General features: G+C 67.3%; 12 protein-coding genes. 9 read left to right on the top strand and 3 right to left on the bottom strand.

Going from position 1 to position 14,032, the window contains the following annotated elements; genetic code table 11:
- The 4 genes from H3O04_RS03065 to H3O04_RS03050 form a co-directional block, all read left to right on the top strand.
- Positions 1-1,005, top strand: a 1,005-nt coding sequence (locus H3O04_RS03065) for a DUF2957 domain-containing protein (RefSeq protein ID WP_202587115.1), incomplete at its 5' end; no start/stop codon positions are given.
- Positions 1,006-1,078: 73 nt separating this feature from the next.
- Entirely contained in the window at positions 1,079-1,903 is an 825-nt protein-coding gene (locus H3O04_RS03060; RefSeq protein ID WP_011547079.1) for an OmpW/AlkL family protein, read from the top strand.
- 121 nt (positions 1,904-2,024) lie between these two features.
- The gene (locus tag H3O04_RS03055) at positions 2,025-2,528 is read left to right on the top strand and encodes a hypothetical protein (RefSeq protein WP_006480638.1); all 504 of its coding nucleotides are present in this window, start codon (positions 2,025-2,027) and stop codon (positions 2,526-2,528) included.
- Between the two features lie 406 nt (positions 2,529-2,934).
- Positions 2,935-4,050 carry a hypothetical protein gene (locus tag H3O04_RS03050; protein ID WP_202587114.1) on the top strand — a complete coding sequence of 372 codons (1,116 nt, stop codon included), beginning with the start codon at positions 2,935-2,937 and terminating at the stop codon, positions 4,048-4,050.
- 71 nt (positions 4,051-4,121) lie between these two features.
- On the opposite strand, the gene betA is transcribed toward H3O04_RS03050, so the two are convergent.
- Genes betA through betI form a run of 3 tightly spaced genes read right to left on the bottom strand, consistent with a single transcriptional unit; the run spans position 4,122 to position 7,925 of the window.
- Positions 4,122-5,822, bottom strand: a complete 1,701-nt coding sequence (gene betA / locus H3O04_RS03045) for a choline dehydrogenase (RefSeq protein WP_202587113.1) — start codon at positions 5,820-5,822, stop codon at positions 4,122-4,124.
- Positions 5,823-5,838: 16 nt separating this feature from the next.
- Positions 5,839-7,308, bottom strand: a complete 1,470-nt coding sequence (gene betB / locus H3O04_RS03040) for a betaine-aldehyde dehydrogenase (protein ID WP_202587112.1) — start codon at positions 7,306-7,308, stop codon at positions 5,839-5,841.
- 32 nt (positions 7,309-7,340) lie between these two features.
- Positions 7,341-7,925, bottom strand: coding sequence for a transcriptional regulator BetI (gene betI, locus H3O04_RS03035; RefSeq protein ID WP_006480642.1), 585 nt, complete (start codon positions 7,923-7,925; stop codon positions 7,341-7,343).
- Between the two features lie 724 nt (positions 7,926-8,649).
- Between betI and H3O04_RS03030 the strand changes: the two genes are divergently transcribed.
- From H3O04_RS03030 to H3O04_RS03010, 5 genes are all read left to right on the top strand, one after another.
- Positions 8,650-9,552, top strand: coding sequence for an alpha/beta fold hydrolase (locus H3O04_RS03030; protein ID WP_034175170.1), 903 nt, complete (start codon positions 8,650-8,652; stop codon positions 9,550-9,552).
- A 67-nt stretch (positions 9,553-9,619) separates the two neighbouring features.
- The gene (locus H3O04_RS03025) at positions 9,620-10,189 is read left to right on the top strand and encodes an isoprenylcysteine carboxylmethyltransferase family protein (protein ID WP_202587111.1); all 570 of its coding nucleotides are present in this window, start codon (positions 9,620-9,622) and stop codon (positions 10,187-10,189) included.
- A gap of 17 nt (positions 10,190-10,206) precedes the next feature.
- Positions 10,207-11,490 carry a glycosyltransferase gene (locus tag H3O04_RS03020; RefSeq protein WP_124478472.1) on the top strand — a complete coding sequence of 428 codons (1,284 nt, stop codon included), beginning with the start codon at positions 10,207-10,209 and terminating at the stop codon, positions 11,488-11,490.
- Positions 11,487-13,082 carry a DHA2 family efflux MFS transporter permease subunit gene (locus H3O04_RS03015; protein WP_202587110.1) on the top strand — a complete coding sequence of 532 codons (1,596 nt, stop codon included), beginning with the start codon at positions 11,487-11,489 and terminating at the stop codon, positions 13,080-13,082. The genes H3O04_RS03020 and H3O04_RS03015 overlap by 4 nt, the downstream gene beginning before the upstream one ends.
- A 10-nt stretch (positions 13,083-13,092) precedes the next feature.
- On the top strand, positions 13,093-14,031 hold the full coding sequence (locus H3O04_RS03010) for a glycosyltransferase family 2 protein (protein WP_124478471.1): 939 nt from the start codon (positions 13,093-13,095) through the stop codon (positions 14,029-14,031).
- Position 14,032: the final 1 nt, after the last annotated feature.

The raw sequence follows: 14,032 nt of genomic DNA, 5'->3' as shown, positions 1-14,032 counted from the left end.
ACGCGGGACACCGCGCCCGCGAACGTGGTCGACGGCACGCTGGCCGACGAGACGGGGCTGCCGACGGTGAAGCTGAACCAGTGCACGTTCCGGATGCAGAACGCGAGCCTCGACCCGAGCCGCCCCGCGCGGCTGTTCCTCGGCGAAGGCGTGCTGGGCGGCGCGATCCCCGGCGCGACGATCCAGTTCGACGGCGTGATCGGCGTCGGCAAGATCACGAAGACGACGTTTCCGTACTACCCGTTCATCAGCTTCTCGTCGCTGGAGACCGACCTGACGAAGATCGCCGGTACGTACAACCAGCTCGGTTATCACCAGGTGCCGTCGCAGAACTTCCAGCCGGTGGCGCTCGACCAGCAGGTGACGATCAACGCGGACGGCAGCTATACGGAAACCGACAACTTCGGCAAGAAGAACGGCGGACAGCCGCTTGCGTCGAGCGCGACCGTGAACCAGCCGTTCACGCTGCGCCCCGATGCGCCGGCATTCCAGTCGCTCAACTACCTGCCGCAGATTCCGCCGACGCTCGCCGCGCTCGATCCGGCGAAGGCCGGCAAGGGGATCCTGATCGTCGGCAGGCTGCGCAACCAGCTCGTGCCGGTTTTCATCCGCACCGGCGCCGCGAACGCGGACCTCACGCAAGGCCCGCCGAGCGCGGACGACGAATCGGGGATCTCGTTCCTGAGCCCGCGGACGGCGGTCGCGCAGGGCTCGCAGGACGGCGAGTACACCGGCGTCGACAGCGCATTCAACTACCGCGCGACCGCGCTCGTCGGCGCGCAGGCCACGCTGCTCGACCCGTTCAACGCGTCGCAGGCCGCGCTCACGCGCGCGCTGAACCTCGACTACACGCAGAAGGTGCCGGGCGTCGTGACGACCGTGCATGCGGATGCGGCATCGGGGCCGGCGACCGGCAAGTTCGTGTTCACCGGCGGCGTGTTCGGGTTCCTCGACATGGCCGATACGAGCAACCCGTACTTCACGGTCGGCGCGTTCGTGCAGTGACCGCGTGTGGATGGAGACACGGCGGCGCCGCGCGCGAATGCGCGGCGCCCGGACAGAATGAGGGGGAGACTTCATGAAGAAGCTGATTGTCGCGGGTGTCGTCGCTGGCGTATCGACGCTCGCATCGGCCCAGCAGGCGGGCGACAACGTCGCGACGCTGGGCTGGCTGCACATCATGCCGCAGGATTCGACCAACGGGCTGACGACGAATCTCGCGAGCATGCCGATCAACGGGCCGTTGCGCCTGCCTGGTTCGTTCACGTCGCCGGGCACGAGCCTGACGGTCAACAACGCCGATACGGTCGGCCTCACGCTCACGCACTTCTTCACCGATCACATCGCGGTGACGTCGGTGCTCGGCGTGCCACCGGAATTCACGCTGACCGGACACGGCGTGATCAGGCCGCCCGGCCCGGCCGGCGCGCTCGGCAACGTCGACATGGACAAGTCGGCGAACCAGCCGGCGGTGAAGAATGCGCGGCAGTGGAGCCCGACGATCATCCTGCAGTACTACTTCAATTCGTCGACGGCCAAGTTTCGTCCGTTCGTCGGGATCGGCGTGGCCTACAGCTGGTTCAGCAACATCGAACTGAACGGCAACTTCGCGAAGGACATCAACGAGAACCTCGGCAGCGTGCTCGCCGCCGGCGCCGGCAAGCCGGGCGCGACGTCGGTGGAGGGCAAGGCGTCGTCGTCGTTCACGCCCGTCTACAACATCGGCGCGAGCTACGCGATCGACAAGCACTGGGGGCTCACGGCGACGCTGACCTACATGCCGCTGAAGACCTACTCGTCGCTGGTGATCAAGGCGGCCGACGGCTCGACGCTCGCGACCACGCGCACGCGGCTGAAGGCTGACCCGCTGATCACGTTCGTCGGGATTTCCTACAAGTTCTGAGCCGACCGGCGCGCATGACGCGTGCCGGCGGCTTCCTGCGACCGGCTGGCCGGACCGTTCCGGCCGGACGGTCGCGTTCCTGGCGGCGTGCCGCCATTTGTGAAGAGAGGGGGCAGTTCAAATGAGCATTCGCAAAATCGTATCGCTTGTTGCTGCAGTGGCTTTCACCGCGGTTTCGGCCGCGCCTGCTTTCGCCGTCACCGTGTCGCGTGCCGACGGCCAGCCGATGAATCCGAACGGCGAGCCGTTCTCGGCGACGGGGCTCACGAATCTCAGCAAGGGCTCGATCAACGCCAGTTGTACCGCGACCTTCAACGGCACGATCACGTCGACCGGCATCGTCAACATCACGTCGACGACGTTCGCGGGCGGCGCGACGTGCGGCCTGATCAGCGGCAGCGCGAGCAGCACGTCGCCGTGGACGGGGCAGGCCGACAGCACGACGCAACTGTCGATCAACAACGTGAAGGTGAACGTCACGCTGCTCGGTACTTGCGGGCCGAGCAAGGTCGTGACCGCGTGGAGCGATGCGAACTCGTCGCTGGCGTTCAACAACTCCGTGCTGACGCCGGACTGCACGGTGACCGGTACGGTCCTGACGTCGCCGAAGTTCCACGTGCAGTAAGCGTCGCACGATCGAAGCCGGACCCCGCCGCGCACGAGGGCCGTGCGGCATGCGCGGCGGGGTCCGCGGCCTTGATGGGTTCGTGCCGTCGCGCGTATCGGCGCGACGGCCGGATGCGTCTGGCAGCGTAGCCGTTTGTGCCGCCGTCCATCGATTGCCGAAGCGCCGCGTGCAGTCGGCGCCGCGAAGCGGGGCGCCCGTCGCGTGCGAGCCGTGCGGCGCATACGCGAGTTTCCGCTTCACCGATTCATGCGAGCCGTCATGCTTACCAGCGTGACGGCCGGTTGACCGCCCGTGTCGCGATCCGACACGGGCGGAGTTGCAGGGCCGGCGTGGCGTGTATGGCGCCTCCCGATCCGATTGAAACAAAACCAGGCCAATTGGCCAGAACCATCCCGGACGACCCATGCTGACCGATCCAGCAAAGTATGGCGATGCCCGCGGCGCGACGCCCGACCGGCTGCGCACGGCCGCGTGGTTGCAGTACCTGATCGACCATCTCGACACGGCGGTTTGCGCGATGGCCGCGACCGACGTCGGCGACACGCCCGTCGTCGCTTCGTATGCAATCCGTGCGGGAACTGGCGCGCGTCTGTCCCGCGAAGCGACGGCCGTGCTCCACCGGCTGGTCCCGTGGATCGCGACCGACGGCGGCGGTTGCGCATGCGATCCGGCCGATCCGCTCGGCGCGTGCGCGCATGTGCCCTCCGCGCAGCAGCTCGCGGACGCCGAGCGTCGCTGCCCCGGCTCGCGTGCCGTATTCGACACCGCGCATGGCGTGATCGATGCGTGCGCATTCGACGATCCCGACGTCGGCTGGGCCGCGCTCGAACGGATCGCCGATGGCGTCGAATGTCATGGCGAAGTCGCGATCGAACGCGTCGCGAATGAACATGACGGGCCGCATGAGACGCCGCCTGCGAAGAACCTGAGAGAAAGGCTGACCGCGGTCGCGGCAACGAGCACGGAAACACCGATTCGTCCCGGCGCGGTCATCGATGCGATCGTGTTGCGCGTATGCGGCCCGCGCGACGACGCAACGCGTGTCGACGAGATGGCTGCGCTCGCGATGTTCTCGGCCGAACTCGCCGCGGGCAACGGCGTTTCCGTTCATGCGTATGGCGGTCGGCACAACTTCGTCGCGCAAGCCATCAGAACGCATCGCGCCGATCTCGCGTCGATGGACGGGCTGCTTGCCGCGCTCGCCGTGTGCCGGCTCGATCGACTGATCGGCGCGGGCAGCTTCTGGGCCCACTACCTGCTGGCGGGCATTGCGATCGCAGCGCCGGATACGGTAAGGGCAATCGGCCGCCGGTTTCATGGCGACACCTGGCAGACGTGGCTCGACCATGTGCTCGCATGGCCGGCGGTCAGCCGCTTCGGGGCGAAGGAGGATGTCGCATTCGACCGCCTGCGCGACGCGATGAGCCTGACGTCGCGCAGGAACCCGATCGTCCGCGCCAAGCGGATGCGGGGCGTTTCGGCAGCCGGGCCGCGCAGCGCAAACGAGAAGGCACGATGAAATGCGGCTCGCGGCGAGAACGCCGCGAGCCGCGCGGGGGTATCGCGGCGCCCGGGCAGGCGCCGTCTTTGTCAGACCGTCTCGGGTTGCCGTACGGCCTTCGCCACATTGCGCGCCGGTGCGCCGTTCGCGACGAAGTACGGCACGTCGACCCGCGCGAGCGGCGTGCGGCCGCGGATCTTGTCGGCGATCTTCTCGGCGATCATGATCGTCGGCGCATTCAGGTTGCCGGTCGTGATGATCGGCATGATCGACGCATCGACGACACGCAGCCCGTCGAGCCCGTGCACGCGGCCTTCTTCATCGACCACCGCCATGTCGTCGTAGCCCATCTTGCACGAGCACGACGGATGGAACGCGGTTTCCGCGCGCGCCCGCACGAACGCGTCGAGTTCCTTGTCGCTCTTGCAGTCGGCGCCCGGATTCAGCTCGCGGCCGCGATAGCGGTCGAGCGCGGGCTGCCGCATGATCTCGCGCGTCGCGCGGATCGCATCGCGGAACTCGCGCCAGTCGAGCGCTTCGGCCATGTAGTTGAACAGGATGCTCGGATGGTCGTTCGGATCGCGCGAGCGCAGCTTCACGCGGCCGCGGCTCGGCGAGCGCATCGAGCCGACGTGCGCCTGGAAGCCATGCATTTCGATCGCGTTCGAGCCGTTGTAGTTGATCGCCACCGGCAGGAAGTGATACTGGATGTTCGGCCACGGGTCGTCGTCGCGCGTGCGGATGAAGCCGCCCGCCTCGAAGTGGTTGCTCGCGCCCAGGCCCGTGCCGTTCAGCATCCATTCGAGGCCGATCTTCGGCTGGTTCCACCACTTGAGCGCCGGGTACAGCGAGACCGGCTCCTTGCACTCGTACTGGATGTACATCTCCAGGTGATCCTGCAGGTTCTGGCCGACGCCGGGCAGGTCGAGCACGACCGGAATGTCGAGTTCTTTCAGCCACGCGCCGGGACCGACGCCCGAGCGCTGCAGCAGTTGCGGCGACGCGATCGCGCCGCTGCATACGAGCACTTCGCGGCGCGCATGCGCGGTCGCGCGCTCGCTGCCGCGCAGGTAGGTCACGCCCGACGCGCGCTTGCCGTCGAACAGGATGCGGTCGGCGAGCGCGTGCGTGACGATCTCGAGGTTCGGCCGCACCTTTGCCTGGTCGAGGTAGCCGCGCGCGGTGCTCGCGCGGCGGCCCTTCGGCGTGACGGTGCGGTCCATCGGGCCGAAACCTTCCTGCTGATAACCGTTCAGGTCGTCGGTGCGCGGATAGCCGGCCTGCACGCCCGCGTCGACCATCGCCTCGAACAGCGGATTCACGCCCGGCTTGCTGGTCGTGACCGACACGGGGCCGCTGCCGCCGTGATAGTCGTTCGGGCCGACGTCGCGCGTCTCGGCTTTCTTGAAGTACGGCAGGCAGTCGATATAGGTCCAGTTCTCGAGGCCCTTGTGCGTCGACCAGTTGTCGTAGTCGAGCGCGTTGCCGCGGATGTAGCACATCCCGTTGATCAGCGACGAGCCGCCCAGCCCCTTGCCGCGCCCGCATTCCATCCGGCGGTTGTCCATGTGCGGCTCGGGATCGGTCTCGTACGCCCAGTTGTAGCGGCGGCCCTGCAGCGGATAGGCCAGCGCCGCCGGCATCTGCGTGCGGAAGTCGAAGCGGTAGTCGGGGCCGCCCGCTTCGAGCAGCAGCACCGTGACGTCCGGATCTTCCGTCAGGCGCGTTGCGAGCACGTTGCCCGCGGAACCCGCGCCGCAGATGATGTAGTCGTATTCGCGTGTCGTCATGACGGATCTCCTTGTCTCAGAACACCGGGTTGTAGCGGCCGAGCTCGACCTGCACCGACTTGATTCGAGTGTAGTGCTCGAGCGTCGTGATGCCGTTCTCGCGCCCGACACCGGATTGCTTGTATCCGCCAACCGGCATCTCGGCCGGCGATTCGCCCCACGTGTTGATCCAGCAGATGCCGGCTTCGAGGCGATGGATCGCGCGGTGCGCGCGCGACAGGTTCTCGGTCACGACACCGGCCGCGAGGCCGTAGTGCGTGTCGTTCGCGCGAGCGATCACTTCGTCCTCCGATTCGAATTCGAGGATGCTCATCACCGGCCCGAAAATCTCTTCGCGCACGATCTTCATGTCGTCGCGGCAGTCGCCGAACACGGTCGGCGCGACGTACTGGCCGCTGCCGAAGTGACCGTCGGTCAGGCGCGAGCCGCCCGCGAGCAGCTTCGCGCCTTCGGCCTTGCCGCTTTCGATGAAGCCGAGCACCTTGTCGAGCTGCGCGGCCGACACGAGCGGGCCGAAGTTGGTGTCGGCATCGGTCGGCTTGCCGACGCGGATGCGCTTCACGCGTTCGAGCACCTTCTGCGTGAACGCGTCCTTGATCGAGCGGTGCACGAACACGCGCGTGCCGTTCGTGCAGACCTGGCCCGAGCTGAAGAAGTTGGCGGTCACCGCGATGTCGGCCGCGCGATCGAGGTCCGCATCGTCGAACACGATCAGCGGCGACTTGCCGCCGAGCTCCATCGTCACTTCCTTCAGCGACGACGCGCCGGCCAGCGACATCACTTTCTTGCCGGTTTCGACGCCGCCGGTGAACGACACCTTCGCGATGTCCGGATGGCCGGTGAGCAGCGCGCCGACCGAGCCGTCGCCCTGCACGACATTGAACACGCCGGCCGGCACGCCGGCTTCCGTATAGATTTCCGCGAGCTTCAGCGCGGTGAGCGGCGTGACTTCGCTCGGCTTGAACACCATCGCGTTGCCGGCCGCGAGTGCGGGCGCCGTCTTCCAGCACGCGATCTGGATCGGATAGTTCCACGCGCCGATGCCCGCGCACACGCCGAGCGGCTCGCGGCGCGTATAGACGAACGACTCGGCGCGCAGCGGCACCTGCAGCCCTTCGATCGCGGTCGCGAGGCCCGCGTAGTACTCGATCACGTCCGCGCCGGTGACGATGTCGACCGCGAGCGTCTCGCCGATCGGCTTGCCGGTGTCGCGCGTCTCGATGGCCGCGAGTTCGTCGTTGCGTTCGCGCAGCAGGTCGACCGCGCGACGCAGGATGCGCGAGCGCTGCATCGCGGTCATCGCGGCCCATTCGCGCTGGCCTTCCTGGGCGGACGCAACGGCGCGGTCGACGTCGGCCGCGCTGGCCTGCTGCACCTGCGCGAGCAGTTCGCCGGTGGCGGGATCGAAGGTGTCGAAAGTCTTGCCGCTGGTGGCGTCGACGTAACCGCCGCCGATGTAGAGGCGCTGCAAACCGTATACGGACATGAGGATCTCCTTGAGGGCGACTGCGTTGCGCGTCAGTCGGACGCGAGCAGCAGGTCGATGTAATCGTGGGCGAGCTTCAAAGCGGCCCGGGTGTCGATCGGGCCGCCGGCGAGTGCGCCGCGCAGCCACAGGCCGTCGATCAGCGCGGCGAGGCCGCTGGCGGCTTCGCGCGCCTTCGCGAGCGGCAACGCCTTCGCGAATTCGGCGCACAGGTTCGAATGCAGGCGCCGCGTGTTCACGTGCTGCAGGCGCTTGAGCATCGGGTCGTGCATGCTCTGCGACCAGAACGCGAGCCACGTCTTCATCACGGGCGCGCTGACCTGCGTGTCGTCGAAGTTCGCGGCGACGACCGCGCGCAGCCGCGAACGCGGGTCCTTGCGTGCGGCGACGCGGCGGCGCGTGGTGGCCGACCACAGGTCGCGCAGCACGTGCCGCATCGTCGCTTCGAGCAGGCCGTCCTTGTCGCCGAAGTAATGGCTGACGATGCCCGTAGAGATGTTCGCGCGTTGCGCGACCGATGCGAGCGTCGTGCCGGGCAGGCCTGCTTCGTCGATCGAGCGCAGCGTGGCGTCGATCAACTGTGCGCGGCGTATCTCCCGCATTCCGACTTTCGGCATCGTGACTCCCTTCGCCCGGGCGGGCCGTCGTCCATGGAAGTCGAGAGCTTAGCGGTTTTTTATTGATCGTTCAATCAATAAAAAATCGGGGCCGAAGGGGAGGCTGCGTTCCAAACGGGGCACGATGCTTCGCGTCCGAAGCTCATGTGCAGGTGCGGAAAAACGGTTGAAAGAAGATTAACTAAGTTTGAATCTGTTTAAAACGGACCATGAAAATATGACGCAATGCAGAGGACCGTTTCCAGACTCGATTTCATTACAAACCGAAAGAGTGTCGAAAACTGAAATATTATTCACGATATGAAATCGTCAAATCGGATTGTGGAGGCGTGCAGTTTTCTAAAAACCGTTTCAATCAAGCGATCTAAACAATACAACTCATTGAATTGAAACGATAATTTATGTTTTTTGAATGCTGGATCGGATTGCTCGCAAACGATTGCGATGATCCTTTTTGAGATTCCGCATACCATATAAATTGATAAGAAAATTTGAATCTGGCGTATTTCCGGGCCGAGTAGAGGGATTTTTGGAATGACTTGAGTAAGTAATATCGACCGTATTAGTATGGCGCCGCACCATGAGGAATGAATGGCGCCGCCGGCAATTGCCGCGACGCGTCGGCGATGACCGTGTCGATCGACCGCGCACGCAGCCGGCGCCAGCCATTGCGCACTTGCAGCATGCCGCGACGTCGAGACGCCGCATTCACCGGAGAACGACGATGCCGACCGAAAAACACGTGGTCCCGCTGCCGAATGGTCTGAAGGTCTACGTCGAACGGAACGTGTTCGACCCGGCGTTCGACACGGCGATGCTCGTCAACGGCGCGCTCGCGACCACCGCGTCGTTCGGCCAGACCGTCCAGTATCTCGGCGAGCGGATGAACACGATCTGCTTCGACCTGCCGTATGCGGGGCAGTCGCGCCAGCACAACCCCGGCTGCTTCATCCTGACCAAGGACGACGAAGCCGCGATCCTCCAGTACCTGGTCGAGCATTTCGCGCCGGCGTACCTCGTTTCGGTGTCGTGGGGCGGCGTCGCGTCGCTGTTCGCGCTCGCACGCGGCTGCCCGAGCGTGCGGCGCGCGGCGATCTGCTCGTTCTCGCCGTTCCTGAACGACGCGATGGTCGACTACGTGACGCGCGCCCGCGACCACATCGCGGCCGGCGAAAACCTGAAGGCCGCGCAGTTGCTGAACGACACCGTGGGCCGCTATCTGCCGCGCATCATGAAGCTGTACAACTACCGGTATCTGACGCGCCTGCCGCGCGACGAGCAGGATCAGGTCGCGTTCCACGTCGACCAGATCCTGTCGCTGCAGCCCGAGCGCTACTTCAGCGAATTCGCGAACATCGGCTGCGAGCTGCTGTTCCTGAACGGCGAGCGCGACGAATACACGACGCCGGCCGACGTGCGCCAGCTCGGCGCGCACGTCGCGCGCGCGCGGTTCGCGACGGTGCCGGACGCCGGCCACTTTCTCGACATCGAAGGCCGTGCGCAACGCGAATACACCCGTGCCGCGTTGCTCGATTTCTTCTGCGGCGAGTCGGCCGCCGCGGCCGGCGTCGCGCGTGCTGCCGCACATGCATGCGTGCCCACGCCGATGCACGCGCTGTCGTCGTGACGTCATCCGTCGTGCGGCGGGCGCGTCCCGCGCATCCGAATTCCCATCCCAACGAGGCAGGCCAGCCGTGAATATCGTTCAGACCATCGCCATCGTCGTTCCGTGGGCCGCGTGGCTCGCGTACTGGATCGCCACGTCGCAGGGCGTCAAGACCACCGTGCGCAAGGAGGCGTCGCGCTCGCGCACGCTGCAGTCGATTCCGCTGATCGTCGGCGGCGCGCTCATCATCCTGCCCGATCCGTCGCGGCAGGCGCTCGTGCCCGACTGGCAGCGCTTCGGCCTGCAGGCGCAATGCGGGCTCGCGGTGCTGGTGGCCGGCCTGCTGTTCTCGGTGTGGGCACGGCTGCATCTGGGCACGAACTGGAGCGTGTCGGTCACGTTGAAGGAAGACCACGAACTCGTGCGCACGGGGCCGTATGCGCTCGTGCGTCACCCGATCTACACCGGCTGCCTGATCGCGCTGGTCGGCGCCGCGCTGATCGGCGGCGAATGGCGCGGCGCGATCGGCGTGCTGCTCGTGTTCGCGTCGCTCGCGTACAAGGTGCGCGTCGAGGAGAGCTGGCTGACCGGATATTTCGGACCGGCGTATGCGCAGTACCGCCGCGAGGTCGCGGCGCTGATCCCCGGCTTCTACTGACACCCGCGAGGCGCGCGATGGCGAAGATGATCGTGACCGCGATCGGCTCGGCGGGCGACGTGCATCCGCTGCTCGGCGTCGCGCGCACGCTGGCCGCGCGCGGTCACGACGTCGTGTTCTGCACGCATGTGCCGTTCGAGGCGGCCGTGCGCCGCTGCGGGTTCGCGTTCGTGCCGGTCGGCACCGCGGCGGAATACGACGCGGCGATGGCGAACCCGGCGCTGTGGAATCCGCGCACGTCGTTCCGCACGCTGTGGCAGGTGATCGCGCCGACGTTGCGCCCGCATTACGACGCGCTGCGCGCGCTGACCGATGCCGATACGGTGCTGGTCGGCACGCTGTGGGCATTCTCCGCGCGCTTCATGCAGGAACTGCACGGCACGCCGTACGTATCGGTGCAGGTGTCGCCGTCGACGCTGCTGTCCGCGCATGCGCCGCCGACTCACCCGCGCCTGACGATTCCCGCGCGCTGGCCGTTGCCGGTGAAGTCGGCGCTGATGACGCTGATCGAGCGGCAGGTGCTCGACCGCGTGTGCGGCCCGGCGCTCGATGCGGTACGCCGCGAGCTGGAGCTCGCGCCCGCGCGGCGCGTGCTCGGCCGCTGGCTGCATTCGACCGACGGCGTGCTGTGCCTGTTTCCCGGCTGGTTCGCGCCGCCGCAGCCGGACTGGCCGTCGAACCATCTGCAAAGCGGTTTTCCGCTGTTCAACGATATCGCGACACCCGACGATGATGGGGCACTCGACGCGTTTCTCGCGGCCGGCGAAGCCCCGGTCGTGTTCACGGCCGGTTCGACGCTCGTCGATCATGCGGCGTATGCGCGTGCGGTGGCGGACGCGCTGCGCGCGACCGGCGCGCGCGGCATCCTGCTGACGCCGCACGATGCGGTGCAGGGCGACGACCGGCTGCTCGTGCGCCGCTTCGTGCCGATGCGCACGCTGCTGCCGCGTTGCCGCGCGCTCGTGCATCACGGCGGGATCGGCACGGCGGCGCTCGCGTGCGAAGCCGGCATCGTGCAGGTCGTCACGCCGTTCGCGCACGATCAGTTCGACAACGCGCAACGCGTCGTCGCGAACGGCTGCGGCGTGCGGGTCGACGGCCCGCTCGACGGTGCGCGGCTCGGCGCGGCGCTTGCCCGCGTGCTCGACGAACCCGCGTTCGCGGTGCATGCGGAGCGTACGCGTGCGCTGCTCGCGGCCGCGCCGGACGGCTGTGGCGCCGCCGCCGATTTCATCGAACGGTTCGTGCCCAGGCGCGGGCGCGCTGCCGCGCGGGCCGACGTCGCGGTGGCCGGCGCATGAGCACCGCGTCGCCGCTGCACGACGGGAGCGTCGCGCCGTCCGCGTTCGACGTGCCGGCGCCCGCGCCGGCCGCACAGCCGATGCGTGGTATCCGGCTCGCGCTGCTGACGTTCGCGCTGTCGCTCGCGACCTTCATCGAGGTGCTCGACTCGACCGTGACGAACGTCGCGGTGCCGGCGATCTCGGGCAGTCTCGGCGTATCGAACAGCCAGGGCACGTGGGTGATCAGCTCGTATTCGGTCGCAGCCGCGATCGCGGTGCCGCTCACCGGCTGGCTCGCCCGCCGCGTCGGCGAGCTGCGGCTGTTCGTCGGCGCGGTGCTGTTGTTTACGCTGACGTCGCTGCTGTGCGGGCTCGCGCGCGACCTGCACGTGCTCGTGATCTGCCGCGCGCTGCAGGGGCTGTGTTCGGGGCCGATGGTGCCGCTGTCGCAGACGATCCTGCTGCGCACGTTCCCGCCCGAAAAACGAACGATCGCGCTCGCGCTGTGGGCGATGACGGTGCTGCTCGCGCCGATCTTCGGGCCGGTGGTCGGCGGCTGGATCGTCGACAACTTCTCGTGGCCGTGGATCTTCCTGATCAACTTGCCGATCGGGCTGTTCTCGTTCGCGGTGTGCACCGCGATGCTGCGCCCCGACGCGCAGCGCGGCGCGGCCGGCCCGATCGACGTGCCGGGCATCGTGCTGCTCGTGATCGGCGTCGGCTCGCTGCAGGCGATGCTCGATCTCGGCCACGACCGCGGCTGGTTCGATTCGCCGCTGATCGTCACGCTCGCGGTGGTCGCGACGCTCGCGATCGTGTCGCTGCTGATCTGGGAAGCGGGCGAGGCGCATCCGGTGGTCGACCTGAGCCTGTTTCGCGACCGCACGTTCTCGTTTTGCGTGCTGATCATCTCGCTCGGGATGATGAGCTTCTCCGTGGTCGGCGTGGTGTTTCCGCTGTGGATGCAGGCCGTGATGGGCTACAACGCGTTTCATGCGGGGCTCGCGACCGCGTCGCTCGGCGTGCTCGCGCTGGTGTTCTCGATCCTCGTCGGGCTGCATGCGCACCGCTTCGATGCGCGCGTGCTCGCGACGTTCGGCTTCCTCGTGTTCGCGGCCGTGCTCGCCTGGGACGCCCAGTTCACGCTGAAGATGACGTTCGCGCAGATCGCAGCGCCCGGACTGATCCAGGGCATCGGGCTGCCGTGCTTTTTCATTCCGCTGACCGCCGCGACCTTGTCGCGCATTCCGGACGACCGGCTCGCCGCCGCGTCGAGCCTGTCGAATTTCCTGCGCACGCTGTCGGCCGCGTTCGGCACCGCGATGAGCGTGACGCTGTGGGACAACCGCGCGACCTATCACTACGATGTCGTGTCGCAGTCGGTCACCCATGCGTCGGCGAACACGCAACGCTTCGTGCATGCGTTGAACGCGATGGGCGTGGACGGCGTGCGCGAACTGACGACCTTGCATCACGTCGTGATGCAGCAGGCCTACATGATGGCGACCAACGACATGTTCTGGACGGCGAGCATGACGTGTCTCGCGCTCGCGGCGATGATGTGGCTGACGCGGCCCAAGCGCGGCGCGGCGGCTTCGTTCGGGCATTGAGGAGCGGACCATGACGACACTCGGCGCACTCGTGATCCTGTATCACCCGAGCGACGCGCAGCTCGACGCGCTGCGCGCATGGCGGCACGCATGCGACGCGCTGCTCGTCGTCGACAACACGCCGCAGCCCGATGCGCGGGCACGCGAACTGTGCGCACGCGAAGGCATCGCGCTGCTGCATCACGGCAATCGCGGCGGCATTGCGGGCGCGTACAACGCGGGGCTTGCGGCGCTCTTTCGCGACGGCCTCGATGCGGTCGCGCTGTTCGATCAGGATTCGTCGGTGCCGGCTGCGTATTTCCCGGCGATGCGCGATGTCTGCGCGGGGCTCGCGGGGCGTGCGTTCCTCGCCGGCCCGCGCATCTTCGACGAGAACGCGCGCAGCTTCCTGCCCGAACTCGCGACCAACGGTATCGGCTTGCGCCGCCTGCGCATCGAGCCGGGCACGCCGATGCAGCGCTGCGCGTTCCTGATTTCGTCGGGTTGCGTCGTGTCGCGCGACGCGTTCGACGTGCTCGGCCGTTTCGACGAGACGCTGTTCATCGATCACGTCGATACCGAATACAGCTTCCGCGCGCTGGCGCGCAACGTGCCGCTCTATGTCGTGCCGTCGCTGGTGCTGCCGCACCGGATCGGCGCGAAGCAGCGGCACGCGATCGGCCCTTTCGAAATGACGTCGATGAATCACTCGTGGCAACGGCGCTACTACAGCGCTCGCAATGCGGTGCAGCTCGGGATGCAGTACGGGCTGCGCTTTCCGGTGGCGCTCGTGCCGAACCTGCTGACCGTGTGGCAGGTCGTGCAGATCGCGCTGGTCGAGCGCGACAAGCGCGCGAAGCTGGCCGGCATCCTGTTCGGCGTCGCGGACGGCCTGTTCGGCCGACTCGGCCCGCTCGAGCGCACGCGACCGCGTCTGGCCGCGCGGGCGCAGCGCGTTCGGCAGGGGTGAC

Source organism: Burkholderia sp. KCJ3K979 (assembly GCF_016759955.1).
In the GTDB taxonomy this organism is placed as follows: Bacteria; Pseudomonadota; Gammaproteobacteria; order Burkholderiales; family Burkholderiaceae; genus Burkholderia; species Burkholderia orbicola.
Note: the sequence above shows the minus strand (reverse complement) of the source record. Positions and strands in the feature narration are given on the sequence as shown.

Excerpts from the sequence above, each read along its gene's own strand:
- betA (WP_202587113.1), bottom strand. The coding sequence starts at position 5,822 with ATGACGACACGCGAATACGACTACATCATCTGCGGCGCGGGTTCCGCG.
- H3O04_RS03020 (WP_124478472.1), top strand. The coding sequence starts at position 10,207 with ATGGCGAAGATGATCGTGACCGCGATCGGCTCGGCGGGCGACGTGCAT.
- H3O04_RS03015 (WP_202587110.1), top strand. The coding sequence starts at position 11,487 with ATGAGCACCGCGTCGCCGCTGCACGACGGGAGCGTCGCGCCGTCCGCG.
- H3O04_RS03050 (WP_202587114.1), top strand. The coding sequence starts at position 2,935 with ATGCTGACCGATCCAGCAAAGTATGGCGATGCCCGCGGCGCGACGCCC.
- betB (WP_202587112.1), bottom strand. The coding sequence starts at position 7,308 with ATGTCCGTATACGGTTTGCAGCGCCTCTACATCGGCGGCGGTTACGTC.
- H3O04_RS03055 (WP_006480638.1), top strand. The coding sequence starts at position 2,025 with ATGAGCATTCGCAAAATCGTATCGCTTGTTGCTGCAGTGGCTTTCACC.
- H3O04_RS03030 (WP_034175170.1), top strand. The coding sequence starts at position 8,650 with ATGCCGACCGAAAAACACGTGGTCCCGCTGCCGAATGGTCTGAAGGTC.
- H3O04_RS03060 (WP_011547079.1), top strand. The coding sequence starts at position 1,079 with ATGAAGAAGCTGATTGTCGCGGGTGTCGTCGCTGGCGTATCGACGCTC.
- H3O04_RS03010 (WP_124478471.1), top strand. The coding sequence starts at position 13,093 with ATGACGACACTCGGCGCACTCGTGATCCTGTATCACCCGAGCGACGCG.
- betI (WP_006480642.1), bottom strand. The coding sequence starts at position 7,925 with ATGCCGAAAGTCGGAATGCGGGAGATACGCCGCGCACAGTTGATCGAC.